Origin of the sequence: Wolbachia endosymbiont (group A) of Icerya purchasi (assembly GCF_947251635.1) — a bacterium.
Lineage (GTDB): Bacteria > Pseudomonadota > Alphaproteobacteria > Rickettsiales > Anaplasmataceae > Wolbachia > Wolbachia pipientis.
This window is the reverse complement of record NZ_OX366357.1, coordinates 976,013-998,119: the sequence shown is the minus strand read 5'-3', so window position 1 is coordinate 998,119 and position 22,107 is coordinate 976,013. Positions and strand designations below refer to the sequence as shown.

Annotated in this window: 17 protein-coding genes, 1 tRNA gene and 1 pseudogene; 12 read left to right on the top strand and 7 right to left on the bottom strand. The window is 34.9% G+C overall.

Annotated features, from left to right (window positions below):
- Positions 1-48: 48 nt before the first annotated feature.
- A complete protein-coding gene (locus OPR17_RS05235) occupies positions 49-645 on the bottom strand; it encodes a BON domain-containing protein (RefSeq protein WP_006279461.1) in 597 nt (198 codons plus the stop codon).
- A 140-nt stretch (positions 646-785) separates the two neighbouring features.
- On the opposite strand from OPR17_RS05235, the gene OPR17_RS05230 reads away from it, so the two are divergent.
- From OPR17_RS05230 to OPR17_RS05195, 8 genes are all read left to right on the top strand, one after another.
- Positions 786-867 (top strand) — tRNA-Leu (locus tag OPR17_RS05230).
- A 158-nt stretch (positions 868-1,025) separates the two neighbouring features.
- On the top strand, positions 1,026-2,360 hold the full coding sequence (tig, locus tag OPR17_RS05225) for a trigger factor (RefSeq protein WP_265021399.1): 1,335 nt from the start codon (positions 1,026-1,028) through the stop codon (positions 2,358-2,360).
- Between the two features lie 11 nt (positions 2,361-2,371).
- Positions 2,372-2,998 (top strand): ATP-dependent Clp endopeptidase proteolytic subunit ClpP, encoded by a 627-nt coding sequence (gene clpP / locus OPR17_RS05220; RefSeq protein WP_265021398.1) that lies wholly within the window; start codon positions 2,372-2,374, stop codon positions 2,996-2,998.
- Positions 2,998-4,275: an ATP-dependent Clp protease ATP-binding subunit ClpX gene (clpX, locus tag OPR17_RS05215; RefSeq protein ID WP_265021397.1), complete on the top strand. Its 1,278-nt coding sequence runs from the start codon at positions 2,998-3,000 to the stop codon at positions 4,273-4,275. Before clpP ends, clpX begins: the two co-directional genes overlap by 1 nt.
- Positions 4,276-4,290: 15 nt before the next feature.
- Positions 4,291-6,750: an endopeptidase La gene (gene lon, locus OPR17_RS05210; protein WP_265021396.1), complete on the top strand. Its 2,460-nt coding sequence runs from the start codon at positions 4,291-4,293 to the stop codon at positions 6,748-6,750.
- 304 nt (positions 6,751-7,054) lie between these two features.
- The gene (locus tag OPR17_RS05205; RefSeq protein WP_265021395.1) at positions 7,055-8,329 is read left to right on the top strand and encodes a Na+/H+ antiporter NhaC family protein; all 1,275 of its coding nucleotides are present in this window, start codon (positions 7,055-7,057) and stop codon (positions 8,327-8,329) included.
- 190 nt (positions 8,330-8,519) lie between these two features.
- A complete protein-coding gene (locus OPR17_RS05200; protein WP_265021394.1) occupies positions 8,520-8,693 on the top strand; it encodes a hypothetical protein in 174 nt (57 codons plus the stop codon).
- Positions 8,656-9,555, top strand: coding sequence for an IS982 family transposase (locus OPR17_RS05195; protein WP_265021393.1), 900 nt, complete (start codon positions 8,656-8,658; stop codon positions 9,553-9,555). Before OPR17_RS05200 ends, OPR17_RS05195 begins: the two co-directional genes overlap by 38 nt.
- Positions 9,556-9,873: 318 nt before the next feature.
- Here the strand turns inward: OPR17_RS05195 and ubiB are convergent, their stop codons facing one another.
- The gene (gene ubiB, locus OPR17_RS05190) at positions 9,874-11,304 is read right to left on the bottom strand and encodes a 2-polyprenylphenol 6-hydroxylase (protein ID WP_265021392.1); all 1,431 of its coding nucleotides are present in this window, start codon (positions 11,302-11,304) and stop codon (positions 9,874-9,876) included.
- Positions 11,301-12,041: a metal ABC transporter ATP-binding protein gene (locus OPR17_RS05185; RefSeq protein ID WP_265021391.1), complete on the bottom strand. Its 741-nt coding sequence runs from the start codon at positions 12,039-12,041 to the stop codon at positions 11,301-11,303. Before OPR17_RS05185 ends, ubiB begins: the two co-directional genes overlap by 4 nt.
- Between OPR17_RS05185 and OPR17_RS05180 the strand changes: the two genes are divergently transcribed.
- Positions 12,033-12,914 carry a zinc ABC transporter substrate-binding protein gene (locus tag OPR17_RS05180; protein WP_265021390.1) on the top strand — a complete coding sequence of 294 codons (882 nt, stop codon included), beginning with the start codon at positions 12,033-12,035 and terminating at the stop codon, positions 12,912-12,914. The genes OPR17_RS05185 and OPR17_RS05180 overlap by 9 nt on opposite strands.
- Before the next feature lie 496 nt (positions 12,915-13,410).
- Here OPR17_RS05180 and OPR17_RS05175 read toward each other — a convergent pair whose 3' ends face one another.
- Entirely contained in the window at positions 13,411-14,313 is a 903-nt protein-coding gene (locus OPR17_RS05175) for a transposase (protein ID WP_265021314.1), read from the bottom strand.
- 228 nt (positions 14,314-14,541) lie between these two features.
- Between OPR17_RS05175 and uvrA the strand changes: the two genes are divergently transcribed.
- From uvrA to OPR17_RS05160, 3 genes are all read left to right on the top strand, one after another.
- The gene (gene uvrA / locus OPR17_RS05170; RefSeq protein WP_265021389.1) at positions 14,542-17,337 is read left to right on the top strand and encodes an excinuclease ABC subunit UvrA; all 2,796 of its coding nucleotides are present in this window, start codon (positions 14,542-14,544) and stop codon (positions 17,335-17,337) included.
- A 54-nt stretch (positions 17,338-17,391) separates the two neighbouring features.
- Positions 17,392-17,700: a hypothetical protein gene (locus OPR17_RS05165; RefSeq protein ID WP_265021388.1), complete on the top strand. Its 309-nt coding sequence runs from the start codon at positions 17,392-17,394 to the stop codon at positions 17,698-17,700.
- A gap of 391 nt (positions 17,701-18,091) precedes the next feature.
- Complete coding sequence (locus tag OPR17_RS05160; protein ID WP_265021387.1) at positions 18,092-18,850, top strand: ComF family protein; 759 nt, start codon at positions 18,092-18,094, stop codon at positions 18,848-18,850.
- Positions 18,851-19,066: 216 nt separating this feature from the next.
- On the opposite strand, the gene OPR17_RS05155 is transcribed toward OPR17_RS05160, so the two are convergent.
- The 3 genes and pseudogenes from OPR17_RS05155 to OPR17_RS05145 form a co-directional block, all read right to left on the bottom strand.
- On the bottom strand, positions 19,067-20,581 hold the full coding sequence (locus OPR17_RS05155; RefSeq protein WP_265022177.1) for a Mur ligase family protein: 1,515 nt from the start codon (positions 20,579-20,581) through the stop codon (positions 19,067-19,069).
- Positions 20,556-21,789 (bottom strand): annotated as a pseudogene (gene metC, locus OPR17_RS05150) (cystathionine beta-lyase). The gene OPR17_RS05155 and the pseudogene metC overlap by 26 nt, the downstream one beginning before the upstream one ends.
- Positions 21,790-21,796: 7 nt before the next feature.
- On the bottom strand, positions 21,797-22,081 hold the full coding sequence (locus OPR17_RS05145; protein ID WP_077188332.1) for a BolA family protein: 285 nt from the start codon (positions 22,079-22,081) through the stop codon (positions 21,797-21,799).
- Positions 22,082-22,107: the final 26 nt, after the last annotated feature.

The window sequence follows — 22,107 nt, the reverse complement described above, 5'->3', positions numbered from 1 at the left end:
CCTATTGTCACAATTGTACAAATGTTATAATTTGAAAGCGATTTTTGCCTAATGGCGTAACTTACTGTACCTATATCGTACATAACTTACAACTTGTTTTACTCCCTTTACTTTTCTTGCAATTGCTATTACAGCTTTTAATTCCGCTTTATTTTGGGCTATACCCATCAAATAAACAACTCTATCAACCGTATTAACGCTATAATTAATTGACTTAATATTTCTTTTTCCCAGGAGTCTTGTTCTTATTTCCGCTGTTATCATGCCATCTACAGTGGTGTCTAGCATGGAAGCCATTTGAATTGGTATTACTCTTATTTCATTTATCACTTCTTTAATTTCTTTTTGCTGCCAAGCTATTTTTTCTGCTGTAAGTTGTTTTTCAGGAGTGTCAACACTTCCAATGAGCAATACTCTTCCTTCACTTACTTTAACCTTTATGGATGAAAATAGCCCATGTTTTAAGAGCCCCTTATTAATTCTGATGACCATAGTCGTATCATCAATGATATTTCCCAAGGATTTGTCCTGCATTGTTATTGCTGTTGCTGTCGCTGTAGCCACCACACCACCTATTATAAGGGTTGTGCAACCACTTTGTGTAATCAAAAAAATTGCGAGTAAGAAGCTTGTTATTAATCTCATTATTGATTTTCAGGGTTTAGAGCTTTCATTAAGAAATGTTAATAAGCTTTTTTGATTGTGTAAATACCATAAATTAAGTAAGACTTTAAACCTTGAATATTTTTAATGGAATACCTATAATAGGGTACTGAAAATTTCTTGCGGATATGGCGGAATTGGTAGACGTGCCAGGTTTAGGTCCTGGTGAGCTTGCTCGTGGGGGTTCAAGTCCCTCTATCCGCACTTTAAAGTCATGTAACTTAGGTTTTAAGGGAAAATTTATAATCACTAAATACACTTTTGTTTGTATAAAAACCTGTTCTTAAGGATTGTGTTTAACTTAAATTCTGGTAAAATGACTCTATTAAGATATGAATTAAAATGTTAATAAATGAATTATGATGTCTAATAATATACCTCAAAATACAGTCGAAGTAAGTAGCGTATATACCTACAAAGAGCTTAGTATAGATAAACTAAAGTATGAGTATGAAATCACAGTTGGTAGTGATTATATAAAACAAAAGGTAAATTCCAGGTTGCAAGAGATAGCAGAAAATGCAAAATCACCTGGGTTTAGGGCTGGAAAGATGCCCTATGACCTTGTTGTTGCAAATTATAAAAACGAAGCTTTGGAATATGTGATAAATAATACAATTAATTATTGCTCAAGTGATTTGATGAAAAAAATTGAAGTCAAGTCTCACATTTATCCTAAGGTTGATGTTATATCATTACCAGATCTGGGCAAAGAAAATGAGGAGGGCAATTTTGTATACAAGCTATCTTTTGAGTCGATGCCTGAAGTACCGATGATAGATCTTGACAAAATAAACTTAAAGAAAATTGAAGCAAAGATTGAAGAGGAAGATATAAAAGAATTTATTGATTCTATTAAAACAAAGTTCCCCAATTTCGCCTCTGTTGATGATGCTTCTTATCAAGCGAAAGATGGGGATAAATTGATAATTGATTTTGAAGGGCGGATTAGGAATAAGCTCTTTCAAGGTGGAAGTAGCAAAAATTTTGCCGTTAATTTAGGGTCTGGCACATTTATTAATGGTTTTGAAGATCAATTAACTGGTATGAAAAAGGGAGAAACAAAGAACTTTAAGTTGAAATTTCCTGAAAATTACCAAGCCATTTCCCTTGCAGGACAGGAAGCTGATTTTTCTGTGCGAGTTAATGAGATTCAAATTGCCAAAGATTTTGAAAATGATGATGAAATAGCTAAGAGTATTGGGTTTAAAGATTATTCTTTGCTAATAAATCATGCAAAAAAAATGATTGGTGATCAGTGCACCGAAATGAGAAATCTCTTAATTAAAAAGGAGCTGTTTGATTATTTGGATGCTAATTATAGTTTTGATTTACCCACAGACATAGTAAAACAGGAGCAACAAAGAATGGAAGGAGAATTGGGTGCTCAAAATGATTCTCGTAAAGAAGCTGAAAAACGTGTAAAGCTTGCTATGTTATTTATGAAATTTAGTGCAGAACATAAAATATCATTAACTCAAAATGATGTTTTGAGTGTTATTGTAAATCAATATGTCAGTAAAGATGTGCAATTTGACAGAGTACTTAAGCATTTTGAATCAAATAAACAATTTCAAGAATTAGTTAGAGGGCAAGCGCTTGAGTATAAAGTGACAGATTATATAATAGAAAAAGTTAGTAAAGAAGAGCAGATTGTTTCTGTGAAAGAATCAAAGGAATTATTTGATAATATTTAATAGGAAAAGGTATGACTCTTATACCAATTGTAGTTGAACAAACTAGTCGCGGTGAGCGCGCTTATGACATATATTCAAGACTAGTGAAAGAAAGAATAATTTTTGTAACAGGTCCTATTGAAGACAATATGGCCAGTGTAATAGTAGCACAGCTTTTATTTTTAGAATCGGAAAATCCCGATAAAGACATTTGTATGTACATCAACTCACCAGGTGGTGTTGTAACTGCTGGTTTGTCGATCTACGATACAATGCAGTATATAAACCCAGACGTTTCAACTTTATGTATAGGTCAAGCTGCGTCTATGGGTTCTTTATTGCTTGCAGCTGGTACAAAAGGTAAGCGCTACTCTCTACCTCATTCAAGAATTATGATACATCAGCCATCTGGTGGTTATCATGGTCAAGCAACTGATATAGAAATACATGCTAATGAAATTTTGCGGGTTAAGAAAAAACTAAATCAAATTTATGAAAAACATACTGGAAATTCACTGAAGAAAATTGAAGGAATGATGGAAAGAGATAAATTCATGGATCCTGAAGAAGCAAGGAAAATTGGCTTAATTGACAGGGTGATAGCTGAGCGTACAGATATTGAAATTGAAAATATTAAAGTTAAACAAAAGGTGGTTTAATGGATAACAATAATGATTTACACTACTGTTCTTTTTGCAACAAGGCGCAAGATGAAGTAGATAAATTGATTACTAACTCTTCGGATGGTTTAAAGGTGTTTATTTGTAATGAGTGCATAGAATTATCCCATAAAGCAATAAGTCAAAAGAAAGATAGATCTTTTAATTCAGATCGTATATCTGATATGAAGCTATTACTAAAGAAACCTGAGGATATAAAAAACTTTCTCAGCAAGCATGTTGTAGGTCAAGAACACGCGCAACACGTTTTATCTGTAGCTATGTATAACCATTGTCAATCCATGGTACAATTTCATGCTATAAGTGATATTGAAATCGAGAAGTCAAATATAATGCTTATTGGTCCCACTGGTTCTGGTAAGACTTTGCTAGCCAAAACACTTGCTAAAGTTTCAGATGTGCCATTTGCTATGGCTGATGCGACAACTTTAACTGAGGCAGGTTATGTGGGTGATGATGTAGAAAGCGTGTTGTCGCGTTTATTACAAGCTGCAAATTATGACATTGCAAAAGCACAGCGTGGTATAGTGTTTATAGATGAAATAGACAAGATCACAAGAAAATCTGAAAGCACTTCAATAACCCGTGACGTTTCAGGTGAAGGGGTCCAGCAAGCTCTGCTTAAGATTATGGAGGGTACAGTTGCTTATGTTCCCCCACAAGGAGGGCGAAAACACCCACAACAAGAGTTTATACAAGTAGATACTAGTAATATACTGTTTATTTGTGGAGGAGCTTTTGAAGGCCTCAATAAAATTATTGAAGCGAGAAAAAAGGGAACGTCAGTTGGCTTTGGAGCAGATATAAGTCAGTCTAAAGAGCAAAAGAAAAAAAATGCTTTACATGATGTTCAACCTGAAGATTTAATCAAATTCGGTTTAATACCCGAATTTGTAGGGCGGGTTCCAATAACTGCTGTTTTAGATGAGCTGGATCATGAAGATTTAATACATGTTTTGACAGAACCAAGAAATGCGCTAATAAAACAATACAAAGCATTGCTTGCGTTTAGCAAAGTAAACCTTGAGTTTTCAGATGAAGCGATATCAGCTATTGCTAAAAAGGCTATAAGCTATAAAACAGGCGCAAGAATGTTACGTGCTATTTTAGAGTCACTTTTGCTTGACATTATGTATACAGCCGGAAATGGAGGCTTTGAAGGTAGCACTATAGTAATCACTAAGAAAATGGTAGAGTTAGGAAAAGCAACGGTTAATCATAATAATAATGGCAATGTTATAACGGTTAATGATTAATTTGAGGCATATATTGTGAACATTGAATGTACTGTGAGCTCTGGTTTTGCTGCATTGTCAGTATTACCTTTAAGAGATGTAGTAATTTTTCCAAATATAATGGTGCCTTTATTCATAGGCAGAGAAAAATCTGTTAATGCACTAGAGTATGCAATAAGTAGTAGTAATCACCAAAATGAGATTTTTCTTGTAGCACAGAAAGATGGCTCTGTTGATAATCCAGAGCCTGAAGATCTTTATGAAGTAGGTGTGTTAGCAAGCATTGTACAACCGTTAATAAAATTACCTGACAATGCAGTAAAAGTTATAATCCGGGGGATAAGAAGGGGAAGGGTTGTAGAATATATTAGCTCTCATACTTTATTACAAGCCAGGGTAGAGTTAGACAGTCATTATGAATATGAAGAAGATGAAGGCAATATTGATTTAGAGGCTTTAAGGCGGTCTGTTGTAGACGCGTTCGATAGCTGGTGTAAGCTAAACAAGAAAAATCAGCCCGAGGTTGCCATTAACTCCATTGATCAAATCAAAGAAGTTGATCAACTTGTAGACACGGTAGCTTCACATTTAAATATAAAAGTATCAGATAAACAAAGTATACTTGAGGCTTATGACCCAGAAGAGCGTTTAAAAAAAGCTTTTGCTTTTATTGAGAGAGAAATGAGTATTTTGAACGCACAAAACCGTTTATATAAGACAATTAAATCGCAAGTTGAAAGCACTCAGAAAGTTTACTACCTTAACGAGCAATTGAAAGCTATACAGAAAGAATTAGGTGAATTTGAGAATGGTGATGAAGGGAATATACTCAATGAATTTAAAAAAAAGATAAATGAAACAAAGCTTTCTCAGGAAGCAAGAGAGAAAGCTATAACTGATTTGAAGAGATACAAGAAAATGAATCCCATTTCTCCTGAGGCTACAGTTATATCTAGTTACTTGCATTGGTTACTTGATTTGCCGTGGGGAAAGTACAAAGATGCAAAAATTAACTTAAATGCAGCTAAAAAAATCTTAGATGAAAATCATTATGGCATAGAGAAAGTAAAAGATAGAATAATAGAATTTTTAGCGGTATTAAAAAGAGTAAAAGAGATAAAAGGTCCTATACTTTGCTTAGTTGGACCGCCAGGTGTTGGTAAAACTTCTTTAGCTAAGTCTATGGCAAGAGCAGTAGGAAGAGATTTTGTTCGCATAGCTCTTGGTGGTGTGCGTGATGAGTCTGAGATACGAGGGCATAGGAAAACTTATATTGGCTCAATGCCTGGTAAAATCATTCAACACATGAAAAAAGTTAATTCATGCAACCCGCTTTTTCTGCTTGATGAAATAGATAAGATGGGTTCTGATTCGCGTGGCGATCCTGCATCTGCATTACTTGAGGTTTTAGATACTGAGCACAATAAACACTTTACGGATCATTACTTGGAAGTTGAGTTTGATCTTTCAAGTGTAATGTTTGTAGCTACGGCAAACAGCTTAAATTTACCACATCCTTTGCGTGATAGGATGGAAATTATACAATTGTCCGGGTATACTGAAAATGAAAAAATCAGTATTGCTACACACCACCTTATTCCGAAGTTAAAGAAGGAGCATGGTTTGTATCAGAAGGAATGGGACATAACTAATGAGGCGTTATACGAGTTGATACGTTTATATACACGTGAAAGTGGTGTGCGGAGTATGGAAAGGGAGCTTGCAAAGCTCATGAGAAAGGCAGTTAAAGAAATATTGACCGATAAAAATAAGAAAATATCCGTAGGAGTTGACAATTTACAAGATTATTTAGGGGTACGTAAATATACCTTTGGCATTGCGGAAAATGAGAGTTTAGTAGGAATAGTAACTGGGCTCGCCTATACTGAAACAGGTGGTGATATTTTGATGATAGAATCAGTCCTAATTCCGGGCAAGGGAGAAATAAAATACACAGGAAAGCTTGGAGAGGTTATGCAAGAATCTATAAAAGCTGCGTATAGTTATATTCGATCAAATTGTTTGTTTTTTGGTATAAAGCCCGAAAAATTCCAAAATAATGATATACATTTGCATGTACCTGAGGGTGCGGTACCAAAAGATGGCCCTTCTGCTGGCGGCGCGGTATGTACGTCTATTGTTTCTCTTATGACGAATATACCAGTTAACAAAAATGTTGCTATGACAGGCGAAGTGACATTGCGTGGTAGAGTTTTAGCTATTGGGGGCTTAAGAGAAAAATTGCTTGCAGCGCTCAGAGGATCAATCAAAACTGTGATTATACCAAGTGAAAATGAGAAAGATATGCAAGAGATTCCGGCAAGCATCAAAGAGGGGATCAACGTAGTTTTTGCTAAGAATATTGATGAAGTTATGAAAGTTGCTTTAATGCACCCTACTACTCCAATTGATGGTGATGATAATCAAAATAGTGTGCCTTCCTCTATAGAAAGTAAAGATGATACTTTTCCTATGTCGGAAACATTGAAGCATTAGATTAAAAAAATATTATCAATCTCCATTTCTCTTTTATCCGGCAAAAATCCACCAATTTGTGCATTCCATAAGGATATAACCTGCTTTGTTGTTATGTCATTCATATTTTTTACTTATTCTATCTCCCAGTTTTATTCAAGTGGATGATATATTATAATAGTCCTTTTCATGAAAACCTTTTCTGGTAGATTGCTTTCTAGAAAAACATTGGTCAAGGTGCTAACTGTGGTTTATAATAATATAAATTATATCATAGTTGATTTGCGTTTATCAGAGCTGAGGTACGTTTTATCTTGCAAATTTTTTGCCTATTTTACTGTTCTTATTTCTTTTTGTAGGAAGTGGTATATATTTTACTATTCTTGGCGTGTCAAATGCTTTTTATCAGTTATCTCCACTGGTAGCCATTGTTCCTGCCATAGCTCTGGGTTGGGTTTTATACAAGGGCAATACTGAAGAAAAAATGTATGCCTTTCTAGATGGGGTAAGAGATCGTAATATTATCACTATGTGCATAATTTTTTTACTTGCAGGTGCATTCAGTGAAGTAACTAAAGCAATCGGTAGTGCTGATGCCACAGTTAATTTGGCTCTTTCATTTATATCAACACGATTTTTACTCATAGGATTATTTTTTGTAGCAGCTTTCATCTCCACTGCTATTGGTACATCAATGGGCACCATTGCAACAATTGCTCCTATTACAGTTGAACTGACACAAGCTGGGATTTCTCCTTCCTTAGGAGTGGCAACCGTTGTAGGAGGAGCAATGTTTGGTGACAATTTATCTATTATCTCTGATACTACAATTGCATCTGTGATGTCTCAAAAGGCTGATATAAAGAAAAAATTAAAACTGAATGCAAAAGTGGCACTAATTGCTTCTATATTCACAATAATTATATTATTTTATAGCTCAAACAATAGTGCTGCTATTGCAGTTAAGGAGTACTCTTTATTGCTTGTGACTCCTTACATCATACTTATATTGCTTGCAAACTTTGGAATCAATGTATTTACGGCATTGGTTTTAAGCGTAACTTTTGCTGGAATCATTGGATTTATAAATAACAACAATTATGGTTTATTGTTTTTAAGCCAAAACATCACTAAGGGGTTTATGAGTATGCATGAAATTATGCTACTGTCATTGATGGTTGGCGGGCTTTCAGGACTGGTAGGTAAAAATTCTAAGGAGTTTGCAGATAAACTTTCATCTTGGGTTATGATACAACGTGGTGGACAAAAAACAGCGCAGTTATTTATTGCAAAAATAGTCAGTATATTTGATATTTTACTTGCAAATAATACCATCGCTATAATTTTTAGTGGTGAAATTGCTAGAGATATTGCTAAGAAATATGAAATACCGCCTCACTATAGTGCAGCATGGCTAAGCATATTTTCTTGTGTATTTCAGGGATTAATACCGTATGGCGCTCAATTGCTTTTGGCTAGCACTATTGCTGGAGTTTCACCTTTGGCAGTCGTACCACACGTATACTATTGCTATGTTTTAGGTATTATTGCAGTGTTATATATTGTATTGAACAAAATTGAGAAAAAAGATTGTGCTTAACATACAAGACAATACTTCACTTTGTAAAAGATGGATATTCTTAGCAGTATGTGCCCTTGCTTGCTCTGGATTGTTGTCGATAATTGTTATTTTTCTACGATTGCCTTTTATCTCCTCTCTTGTTCCTTTTGCACAATATATTTTTGATAATGCGCTGGTGATACACGTAAATTTGTCAATTTTGGTGTGGATGTGCTCTATAATATCTCTGCTCTTTATCATAAACCTACAAAATACTAATAACGCGAATTCTGGATTAAAGGAGAATAGAAAAGGCAGAAAACAGGGTAAACTCAGCAATTATAAAAAAATAGATGAGGTTACCCATGGAAGACATAACAAAACTGTTTTGTTTGGTCGATGATTTTTGCAGAGATATAGAGAAAAATTTTGCAGGCAAACTACTGCCAAATGGTAAAAAACCCACAAGAACAACGGAAATTGAGCACTCTGAAATCATGACAATAATCCTGCTATATCAACAATCTCCGTGTAAAAATTTCAAAACTTTCTATCTACATTACCTAACGTTGCTCTACAAATCAGAGTTTCCAAAGTTGCCTTCATATACCAGGTTTGTTGCTCTAAAGCCTAGGGTTTTGTGGCATTTAGCAATGTTGTTGCATTGGCTTTGTGGACAGTCAGAAAACACTGGAATTTCATATATAGACACAACTCCCATTGCAGTTTGTCATGCAAAAAGAATATCCAAAAACAAAGTTTTTGCTGGAATTGCAAAATTAAGCAAGAGTACTTACGGCTGGTTTTTTGGTTTCAAATTACATATGGTAATCAATGAAAATGGTGAAATTCATGCACTTACGCTAACAAAAGGCAATGTTGATGATAGGATACCTGTGCCAAATTTGACGGAAAAATTAACCGGCCTTTTGTTTGGTGACAAAGGTTATATTGCAAAAGAGCTTTTTCAGAAGCTGTTTGACCGAGGTTTGAAACTTGTTACCAAGGTGAAAAAAGGTATGAAAAATACATTAATTTCGCTAAATGAGAAGATTTTACTGAGAAAAAGGTCTATCATTGAGACTGTTTTTGGTTACCTAAAAAATAGACTAGAAATTGAACACACTCGCCATAGATCCCCTGTTGATTTCTTGGTTCATATCTTTTCTACTCTCATCTCCTATTCCATCAAATCCAAAAAGCCTTCTATTTCCTATACTTCCTTCCTTAATCCAGAATTTGCGTTTGAAATGTTTTCTTTGTAAAAATTTGGCTTATCTTTATATCATCTCATTCAAACAGCATTAACATAACTTATGCCTTTTTTGGATGTAGAAATTTTCTAGGAATTGTCTTTTTGAATTCTATGGTGTTTTGTTTAACATTGAAACAAGAGGCCAGTGTCACGCACTGGCATGACACCCATTTGTTCCTATAGTTGTCTTTTCTCGTCTACCTTATTTTGCCACTCTGCTGAACAGATACATAAAGAAAGTGGAAAATTGGACATTCTCAACTCGGCTCCTGCAGATTAAAAATTAAGTTGAATAAAAATTGGATTTGACGCAGTTTTTTCCCACAGTTTAAGAAATTAAAAATTTAACAATTAGAATTATAATTACAGACCACAGCAAAAAATAGACTTTTCCATTTGATTTATTTTTAATTTGGATGTTTTCTAATTTTTTATCAGCTATTAGGTTCAATTTTTCTATAAGGCTAAATATTCCTTGGATTGTTTTTATGGGATAAGAACTTCTAATTTTTTCCCTATACCCTATTTTATTTTCATGTTGACTGCTTATCCACGCTTCAACTACTTTCCACATATTGATTTCTGAGTAGATCTTTCTACATGTCCCTTCCAGTAAAATCATAGTTTTCTGCAGCAATAACAATTGTGTTTGAACTTTCATATCAAAATCACCAGTTATTTTTAATAGCTGAGCAAGTAAACTAGCAAATGAAATCTTCTGTATAGGCTGCCCAATAATGGGTTCACCTATTGCCCTGCAAGCTGTGACAAAATTTCTATGCTGTGATGAAACATAACCAGCCCTAAAATGCATTTTTGCAACGTGATCATAATCCCGATTTAAAAAGCCTTTGAGTATCTCTATAACGTAATAGCATGTCTCACGATCTATTCTACCCATGATTCCACAATCCAGGGCAATAATATTGTTATTACTATCAACCATTAGATTTCCAGGATGCATATCAGCATGAAAAAAACAATCCCTGTATACCTGATTACAAAACGATTCTATAAGGTTGATAGCTATTTGCTTATGATTATTCAGTTTTTCAATTTCGTATATTGGCGTTGCTTCTATCCATTCTAATGTTAAAACCTTTTTCGAAGTTCTATTCCAATCTACTTCAGGTACGTAAAAACCTCTGTCATTTTTTGTGTTTTCCTTTAGTTCCGAAGAGTGAGCAGCTTCAAAACGTAGATCTAACTCTAATCGGCAAATTTCAGCAAAAGTTTTGACTAATTCAATCGGCTTCAGCCTTTTTGATTGTTCGCTAAATTTTTCTGCAATTTCCGCAAGCCAAGAAAGCATCTTTATATCCCTTGAGAATGTTTTCTCAATATTTGGCCTTAAAACCTTCACAGCAACTTCTTTACCCTCAGTTGTAACCGCTCTATGCACCTGAGAAATCGATGCTGCTGCAATTGGCTTTTCAGAAAAGCTTGAAAAAATGTCGCTCAATTTACAATTAAACTCACTTTCTATAGTTTTAACTGCTATTTTATGTGAAAACGATGGCAATCTATCACATATCAATAACAAGTTATTTGTTATATCCTCATTTAAAACATCAGTACGTGATGAGATAGACTGCCCAAACTTAATGAACACCGGACCTAATTTTTCAAGAGCACGCTTTAGTTTATGGCCTTGTATCTTATTTATTGATTTCTTTGATGGTGGAAGTAAATAAGGTAATATATTGTAACGCGTCAGCACTGTAGTTATGTGCAGAAGACGCAAAATATTTTGAATCATTTCGCTGCGTAACTGCTAAATATTTCATTTAGGGTTTTATCCTTCATAATCTCACCAGGCTTACCTTGGCAGTAGACAGTATTATTTATACAAATTATGTAATCTGAGCATGGTAGAGCAGAGTTAAGATCATGAGAAGTCATAAGAATCGACACTAATCGGTTTTTTGCTATTTTGCTTATAATATCATAGAACTTAGCCCGTGCATTAATATCCATTGCACTAACTGGCTCATCTAGAATGATCAAGTCAGGCTCTGCAATTAAACAACGTGCAAGCAGTAATAATTGTGTTTGCCCTGCAGAAATTTCTAATACTTGATTTTTCAAAATGTTACCGATACCAGCCAACTCTATCGTTTCTGTAATAATGGATTGATTTTTCTTTAGTCTTTTCAAGGAGCTATTTAAAAGAAAATATTCAACTGTTATTGGCATCAAATTACTAATACTAAAATTTTGCGGCATATAGCCAATTTTTATGTTGTCAGCAAATACGATATTACCGGTACAGCTTTTATTTATGCCAGCAATTGCTTTCACTAAAGAGGTTTTACCTCCACCATTTGGACCAAGTATTGTAATTATGTCTCCTCTTTCTATGAACATATTGATATTGTCAAGGATTCTTTTACCATCATATGTGAGAGCAAGATTTTCTATTTTTAGAACACGATTATTGACATTATTCAATTTATTGACAAAATTTAACTTCTTCTCAACGTTTATATGAGACATTTACTGACTTTTTTTCTATTACTTTCATTTACACTATACTATAATATCGCCTTTTCATCCAATTTAAAAGTTGTAGCTACAATCAAACCTATCCACTCACTTGTAGCTTCTATTACAGAAGGGATTTTAGAACCGGAATTGCTTGGCTATGCAACATCTGCGCATAATTATATATTAAAGCCATCTGATGCGAGTAATTTAGAATCAAGTGACGTTATATTTTATGTTGACGATAACTTAGAGACGTTTGTTCAAATTTTCGCCAAAAATAATAAAGAACTAGTGCAATTGTCAAAGGCAATCAACCTACTTCCTACTCGGCCACATTCATTTTCTAGAAAAATTACTCACATTAAAGATGAAAAAGATTTACACATTTGGCTGAGTCCCGAAAATGCAAAGAGCATGATACTTTCTGTAAGTGCAACATTGTCTAACATAGATAAAGAAAATTCCCATCGATACAACTCTAATGCAACAAAAGCTATAAAAAAAATAGACCGAGAAGTAAAAGAAATCATGAAAGAACTGAATGATTTTAAAAATCAAAAATATATCGTCACTCACGATGCTTATCAATATTTTGAAAAATATTTTGGTTTAAATCACCCAAGTGCCATTCTTTCTCTAGAAGAGGATTCTTACATAGGTATGAAGAGTTTAATGAAGCTAAAAAAGATAATGAAGGAAGAAAACGTTAAATGTATATTTGCTCATTCACAGGAAGATAGCATAAAGCCTAACGCCCTTTCTAATGACGCAAAAATGGTAGTTCTTGATCCTATTGGATCAGACATAGAGCCTGGAAAAGATGCATATCTAGCTATAATCAATAGCATTGCACAAAATTTTAAGTCTTGTTTTGTTGAGTAATAAGTTCCCTTTTAGCTTACTGTTTTATTGTTCTGCAAATCAAGAAGAAGTGAGTTTACAACAAATGGTGTCATTCCAGTCTGGAATCCAGCTTTTTCATAATTATCAAAACGTTGTATTTTAACATAAAACGGCTACTTTTATGCTTGCTAACTTAATAAACTTCCTGGATCCCAGTGTCAAGCACTGGGATGACATTGTAGGGGTGCTGGGCATAAGTGTTGAAAGTATCAAAAATAACGTGATATGAGATGATCAACGGCATGTAAATTACCTCCCGACAGTAAAACAATCGAACGTATAAAAGAGTCATTTAGATCCAATGTGAATTGCAGTAATGCTATTTTGAACCCATGTAGATTATTTTTGATTTTATAAACAAGAAATAACAAAGCCGTAATAATAATCATGTAAATATACACCTTCATGCCATTCATAGTATGGCTTAAAAAGTGCTTATATCCAAGATTTTGCTTTATAAATTTAAAGAACACTTCTATATCCATCTGCGCCTATATAGCTCTGTTACTTCATAAGCTGGCATTTCAAACAAGTTTGTCAAAAACCATATTTCATCTCCAATTTTATTTCTGATTTTTATTAGCCGTAGATCATGCTTTTCTGCCACTTTACCTCGTGCACGATAAAGATTAACTATTATATCTTCTAAAATCTCTGATCCATCCGATTTTTGTTCTCTTATAACTTTGTTCCTGCTTATAACATCATGTTTTCTTCCTACTTTAACTCTTGTGATAAATTTGTACTCCTTTTCATCAAATTCGGCAAAAGTTCCAACTTTTCTGATTCCTCTATCAAATAATAAAATATCCTCTTTTTCAACTTTAGCTTCATTAATTGCTCTCACTAATGCCATATCTTCACTACTTTCTTCTTGTCCTTTACAAAATCTTATACTTGTCGGCAATTGATCCTTTAATCCTACACTCACTTTAACTTGACTGTCGTTACTTTTACCGCCTATTTTTAGCCCATCTTTTATGAGATATCCCGATAAATTTATGATCGTCGAATCAAACTTATGTAAGTTATTTGATGTTTTTTGGGGTAATAGCTTTTTAATCTTGCTCATCAAATCAATATATACTCCCTTAAAATATTCTGGATTTATAACTTTTAACCTTTTTGACAAATCACTGTATGTTACTGTACTTTTATCGCTATTCTTATCCATTATACACCTGTCTATTACCATTTCTAGCGCTCTTAGGCTTGTTTTTTGCCCCATTAATATTAACTTCATTAGACCTTTAAATATAATCTTGCCCAACAATTTAGTATTACATTTATCTACTTCACTTAATTTTCCTAGCCTTTCTAAATCCTCATCTTTTATTAAATTTAGTACTCTTTCTATTTGATCCATTATTGCCTCCATTTTCTTGCAATAATAGTTCTTTATGTCTTTTTTGTGTTACTTTCAACACTTATGGGGTGCTGGCCTACTTAACCGTCATACCGTCGCGGTATCTCAGCCGCTAACAAGTAGCGGAATGACGATTTATCAAACGCTGCCTAATTTTCCGTGACAGTTGAAAAAATCAATATATCACTATAAATTCACGTATTTTGAGGCTATAATGGTTAATACGCTATATGGTATAATATGGACGATTTTATCAGAGTTAAGGGCGCAAGGGAACATAATCTGCAAGGTGTAGACGTCAATATACCGAAAAATAAGCTAGTTGTTATAACTGGGCTAAGTGGTTCTGGCAAGTCTAGCCTCGCATTTGATACGATTTATGCAGAAGGCCAACGCCGGTACGTTGAAAGCCTGTCAGCTTACGCGCGTCAATTTCTCAACATTCAGGATAAACCAGATGTTGAGTCGATTACAGGTCTCTCTCCTGCAATATCTATCAACCAGAAATCGATCTCAAAAAATCCAAGGTCAACAGTTGGAACTGTTACCGAAATTTACGATTACTTGCGCTTAGTATATGCACGAATAGGAGTTCCTTATTCACCTGCAACTGGATTACCAATAACAAAACAAACGGTGTCTCAAATTGCAGATACTATAATTGCGTTACCTTTAGAAACTAAGATATATATACTTGCCCCTGTTGTGCGTGGTAGAAAGGGAGAACATCTTAAAGAGATATTGGAAATTAAAAGACAAGGTTACGTAAGGTTCAAAATAGATGGTGAAGTGTACAATGTAGATGACTTGCCTAAACTCGATAAGAACAAGAAACACGACGTTTTTGTGGTTGCAGATAGAATATCAATATTGGGCGATATAGGAAATCGACTGCCAAGTAGTATAGAATCCGCACTAAAACTTGGTAATGGTCTAATGTATGTAGAAATAGCAAACCTACCTGACAACCATAATTCCGAGTATAAAAATGGTCAAATTCTGACTTTTTCAGAGAATTTTGCATGCCCCGAGTCTGGTTTCACTCTTGAGGAAATAGAACCAAGATTATTTTCTTTTAACAGCCCTTACGGTGCATGTGGTTCGTGTAATGGGCTTGGTAAAAAACTAAGTGTTGATATAAAGCTAATAGTACCGGATGAAACTCTTTCAATATCTGAGGGTGCTTTAAAGCCAGTGGGATCAATGTTCCGTCAAGTGCACACAGGTTATGGATTTCTAAAAAGTGCAATTCTATCACTGGCTGAAAACTACAAATTTAACCTTGATATTCCGTGGAAGAACATAGATCAAGAAGTAAAAGATATGATACTCTTTGGCTCTAATAAATTTCAAGGTTTGATCAGTATCTTGGAGAACCAGATGGATTATGATGAAACACTTGTTGAGCGATGTTGCTCTGTCACTCACTGCAGAGAATGTACTGGCTATAGATTGAAAAAAGAAGCGCTTACAGTAAAAATTGATAGCAAACATATAGGTGAAATATCAGGGCTCAGCATCGATAAATCCCTTAAATGGTTTGAAAATTTGCCAGACAAGCTCACAGAACAACAGAAGCAAATCTCAAGTAAAATATTAAATGAAATAATCAAGAGACTAGCATTTTTAAAGAATGTAGGGTTGAATTACCTAACGCTCGATCGAGAATCTAGCACTCTCTCTGGCGGTGAGAGCCAGAGGATCAGACTTGCTTCGCAAATTGGCTCTGGTTTAACAGGAGTGCTGTATGTGCTTGATGAACCCTCGATCGGCCTTCATCAATGCGATAATGATCGGTTAATTGCTACACTGAAAAACTTGAGAGACATGGGTAACACTGTAATCGTTGTTGAGCATGATGAAGATACAATAATGGCTGCTGATTATGCGATTGATATTGGTCCTGGAGCTGGCGTAAATGGTGGAAAAGCTGTTGCAGAAGGAACACCAGACCAGGTGCAAAGAAATTCAGAGAGCATAACAGGGCAATATTTGAGTGGAGAGAAAAAAATTTTAATTCCAAGGAGAAGAAAGCAAGCAACTCAGTTCATAAAAGTAATAAATGCATGTGAAAATAACTTAAAAAATGTGAACGTTAAATTTCCTATAGGGAATCTTATTTGTGTTACTGGAATATCAGGAGGGGGAAAATCAAGTTTAGTCATAGAAACGTTATATAAATATTCAGCACATAAGATACATCATTCGTCTGCAAGGTATGGTCAATGCGATAAGATAGAAGGTCTTGAATACGTAGATAAAATTATAGAAGTTGATCAGTCGCCAATTGGTAGAACTCCAGCATCAAATCCAGCAACATATGTTGGTATGTTCACTCATATAAGAAATTGGTTTGCAGGTCTTTCGGAGTCAAAAGCAAGGGGATATAATATAGGCCGGTTTTCATTCAATACCAGAGGGGGAAGGTGTGAGGCTTGTAAAGGTGATGGGCACTTAAAGATAGAGATGCATTTTCTACCGGACGTTTATGTGAAGTGTGAGCAATGTAAAGGGCGAAGGTATAATCGGGAAACATTGGAAGTTACTTATAAAGAAAAATCAATCTCTGATGTCCTTGATATGACGATAGATCAAGCTTGTGATTTTTTTGAAAACCTTCCAATGGTAAAAGAAAAGTTGATTTCTTTGCAGGAAGTGGGGCTTGGCTATATAAAACTCGGACAGTCGTCAACAACGTTGTCTGGGGGTGAAGCACAACGAATAAAGCTGTCCAAGGAGCTATCAAAACGATTTACCGGAAGAACATTGTATATTCTTGATGAGCCAACAACTGGATTACACTTTGAAGATATAAATAACTTACTAAAAATACTCCATAGATTAGTCGATCTGGGAAACACTGTTATAGTTATCGAGCACAATTTGCACGTTATAAAAACTGCAGATTATATAATAGACATCGGACCAGAGGGCGGAATAAAAGGCGGAGAAGTGATTGCTACTGGAACTCCAGAAGAAGTGGTGAAAATTCCAGAAAGTGTTACAGGCAGGTATCTTAAAACATATTTATTATAAACTATTTCTTAATCATTATTGACTATGTTGCATATTTATGATTTGGAGAGGGTAATGTCAGTATATCGATACTTTAGAAGGTACGTTGAATATGGAATCGTACCTGCTAAGAGAGCAAAAAATTACACACTAGTTCCAGAAGATAGTTTCTATAAATCTGTGCATTATGTTGATAATGTATTAGGGCCTGTAAAAGATGTAATTTGTGAAGTTGAGAGTAAAGACGATTATAACAAGTATTATCAAGATAATGATAAATGTGAATACGTGGGCCACATTGCAACCTTTATCTTTGATAGTGGCATGTTTGTCATACTTTCCAGTCAAGTTATTGTCAAAAATAACAGGGGACTATTGTTTTAAAACGGATACAAAATCATTCGTTAATTATTCAAACATATTTTTAGAAATGGGGCAAGATTGTGCTAGTGCAGTAGCTAGAGTATTTGATAAGATGTAAGTTATGCTTGCGCTGCTATCATTTGGACTGCCGCGTCAATCATAACGCCACTTGCGTGGGCTTGTGACAAAGTGCAAAGTAAGTTGAGTGAAGTACAGAAGCCAGAAAAACATCAATTTTTATCTAAGGATAATTCAAAGACTACTTCAGTCAATGGTATACCACAAACTGAGTTATAAGTTCTGCTTTTCAGCAGCATGAACTATATTGAAATGGAATAAAAAGTGAAAGAGTGTAAGCTTAAGTTACTTTAGCTATACTATATAAATTATTTTATAATATATTTAATGAGTTGTGAACCTTCTCTTACTAAAAAAAGCTACAAATCTCATATTTCCAAGCGTATGCGTAAGTTGCGAATGTATCATTGATGAAAATCTTAATCTGTGTAGTGAATGCAACAAAAAAATCAATTTTCTAACTAAGCATTACTGCAATGTTTGTGGCGTAGTAATCTCAGACAATATTTATACGTGTGGTAAGTGCATCATCAATCCTCCACCGTTTAAAGTATTAAGATCAGTTTTTGCTTATGATCAACATAGTAGAAACATGATTATAAATTTCAAATTTTTTGATAATTTGAATTACGTAAAAATCTATGCAAAGTGGATACACCAAGCTAATCAGGACACATTTCAGAACGCAGAGGTCATAATTCCTATACCGTTACATAAAATGCGCTTGTTTAAACGTAAATATAATCAAGCAGCACTGCTTGCAAAAGAATTGAGTAAGTTGTCCAATTTATCCTATACGCCATTTGCAATAAAACGCCTTCGCCATACTGCGCCTCAAGCTGGTCTTTCACTTAAACAGCGTGAAAAAAACTTAAAGAAGGCTTTTAAAACAAGCAACAAGAAAATTATCAAAAATAAAATCGTGATATTAGTTGATGATGTGGTAACAACCGGAGCAACTGTAAGATCTTGCTCTCAGGAAATTTTAAACTCCGGTGCAAAAGAAGTGAGAGTGCTATCACTTGCAAGAACGGTAAATGATTGGACCTCTTGCATAAAAAAATTAGCAGTCAGTGTCATCCAAGTAGCTTGACTACTTGGATCTATTTTTTTCTAGATTCCAACGCCAGCGTCACGCACATAGCTGTACGAACATTGTTTGCCAAGGAGGGTGTCATCCCAGTGTCAAGCACTGGGATGACATCACTTTTGCTTCAATATTCGCACATTAGCGGAGGTAAGCCCATTGCGAAAATCAGCAGGTTAAAACGTGATTTTTAATAACTTCAACATCACTAAATTCAAAAGTTTAGTTGCCTATAATTTGAAATTTCTCATTTCCCTTTCCTGCAACTAGCAGAATCATACCCTCGTTATAGGCAATATCTACGCCTTTCTCTATAGCTTCTCTCCTACCTCCTATCTCCAGTGCATCAGGGCAATGTAGCAAAATATCGTGGCGAATTTTTGCCGGATCTTCATCACGCGGATTATCATCTGTAATTATTACTTTATCTGCATACATTTGTGCTATTTTGCCCATTTCTGAACGTTTCGTTTGATCACGATTTCCACCACAACCAAAAACTAGAATTATTTTTTTATTGAAGTGCCATTTTAAAGATAATAGGGCTTGTTTAAGCGCACTTGGAGTGTGTGCGTAATCCACAAATGCAAAAGGTTTCACTTTTTCCATTCTTCCTGGTGGAGAAACGAGTTTTTCTACGCATATTTCTCTGTAATTTAATCCAGATATACCAATTGCACATAGCAGATTATATGCTTGAAATTTTCCTAAAACTGGGAAAAATGTATTGTAAATTTGGTTATCAATTTTTACTGTAAGATGTTGACCATTAGGGGTTGATGTTTGCTCTAATAAAGTAATATCAGAGCCTTTTTTTCCATAAGTCACAACTTTATTGCTGCGTTTTTCAGCTATTTTAAGCAATGCGCCGTATTCATCTATATCCGAATTTAAAATCGCTGTTTTTCCTTCTGGTAATACCTCGTAAAACAGCCTTTTTTTAGTTTCTAAATATTCACCAAGATTTTTATGGTAATCTAAATGATCTTGCGAGAAATTAGTAAAAGCTGCAGCACTCAACTTTAATCCATGGATTCTGTATTGATCAATCCCATGACTTGATGATTCCAACACTAAGTGTTCTACACTTATACCACGCAATGTTGCGTAAAGGTCTTCTGCACCTGGAGTGGTAAGGCTGTTGCTATTACCTTGTCTGCCATTATTGATGCATGTTCCAAGTGTTCCAATAGACGCAGCATTATAGCCAGAGTTTTGCCAGATCTGGCGGCAAAATTCTACTACTGAAGTTTTACCATTTGTACCAGTTACAGCAGCAACATATTTGGGCTGTTTGAATTGATAAAACCTGCTGACTATTTCGCTGTATATTTCTTGAGGGTTTGGGTGTTCAAGCACTGCAAAGCTCGAAGTATCTGTCATTCCAGTGCGTGACACTGGAATCCAGTTTTTATTATACAATTGCTTAGTGTGTTCATTTACAATTAAATTTTCTGGATCCAAGTAGTCAAGCACTGGGATGACATCTTTCTTGGTTCCTTGTATCACAACGTCTACACAGTCGTGTGCGTGATGCTGGGATCCAATAGGAAAAATCTGGATACATGCTGGTTTTCTAGATTCCAGCGTCACGCGCTGGAATGACACCGAAAGGTAATCAGACATACAAACGAAAAGATAACCTTCCTTGACTCTCTTGGGATTACATGTAACGCCCTTGATTTCAATATCAAAGTTAACATCAATAATGTTATGCAGTAATTCTCTCAGTTTCATCTGCCAGCTTTGATATTCAAACATGGCAGTCTTGCTAGTGCAGCATTTAAATCAGAGATCAAATCCTCAGAATCTTCTAGTCCACAAAATATCCGCATGAAACTTCCACCATAATCTGAATTCATTACAGATCTTGACATAGATCTACGATCTATTGGTAATATCAAACTGTCGCACCCTCCCCAAGAAGCACCAATACTAAAAATTTTCATATGATCAACCATGCAGCTTAGTTCTTCACATGAATATTCTCTATCCAGTATTATACTGAATACGCTACTTGCTCCTTTGAAGTAACTTTTCCATAATTCGTGTTGAGGATGGGAGGGAAGTGCTGGGTACAAAACTTTTTTGATTTTTAAATGTTTTTCTAGCCACTTTGCCACTTCCATTGCTGTATTTTGGTGCCTTTTCATACGTGTGTGCAGTGTTCTTAGTCCCCTATGTGCAAGATAGCAGTCGTGCGATTGAATGGTTACCCCATAATTTTTATGGCTCTCATAAAGCAATTTAAAAGTTTCACCTTCAGCAACCATAGCTCCCATCACTAAATCTGAGTGACCGGCTAGATACTTTGTCACCGCATATAGTGCAACATCAACTCCATGATCAAGCGGCTTAAATAACAAAGGAGTGGCCCATGAATTGTCACAAACGGTCACAATTTTATGTTCCTTAGCAACTTTTACTATATGCTCTATATTTGAAATCTCAAACGTTACAGAACCAGGAGTCTCGATCATTATCAATGAAGTATTACTCTGAATTAAATCAGTTATATCCTGTGTTGGATCATAAAAAGTTACTTCTGTTCCTCTTTTTGGTAGCTCATTTTCTGCAAACCTCCTAAGCCTATAATAACTATTATCTTGAATTAAAACGTGCGAGCCTGCTTTAGCGAAAGTTAGAATAGCAAAAGTAAGTGCAAATAGTCCGGAAGGATAAATAAGCGCTTGTCCACTCCCTTCAATTTCAGCCAGTGCATTTGAAAGATAATGAACAGTAGGAGTACCAACATTACTGTAGCTATAATCCCTTGCAACACCATCGTTGATTACATCGTATATACTTTCTCCATTTGCTGCATTTAAGTAGTCCTTGTAAGTAGGAAATAATATGGTAGAAGAATGATAAACTGGCGGGTTCATGGAACCTTTATAGTCATTAAATTTTCTTCCTGCTTTAACTAATATAGACTCTTCCTTCACATTTTTATTATTTATTTTTTAAATTGTACTCATCTTGCGTGTACAAGTGAAGAGAAATTGCATGTATTAGCTCTATCTCACCCTTCAATAACTCATAAATCAACTTGTGTCTTTTTAGAACGCTCATTCCAATAAAGCCGTCAGATATTAATATTAATTTAATGTGCGAAGGTAATGTTGAAGATGAAGCAAAATAATGATCAGCATGCTTTGCTGATTCATCGATAATGTTGATATCAATTACATCTATCGAATCGCGTATCTTTTCTTCTATTGTTTTAATAATATCCATAATGGTTTCTTTAAGCAACAATATGC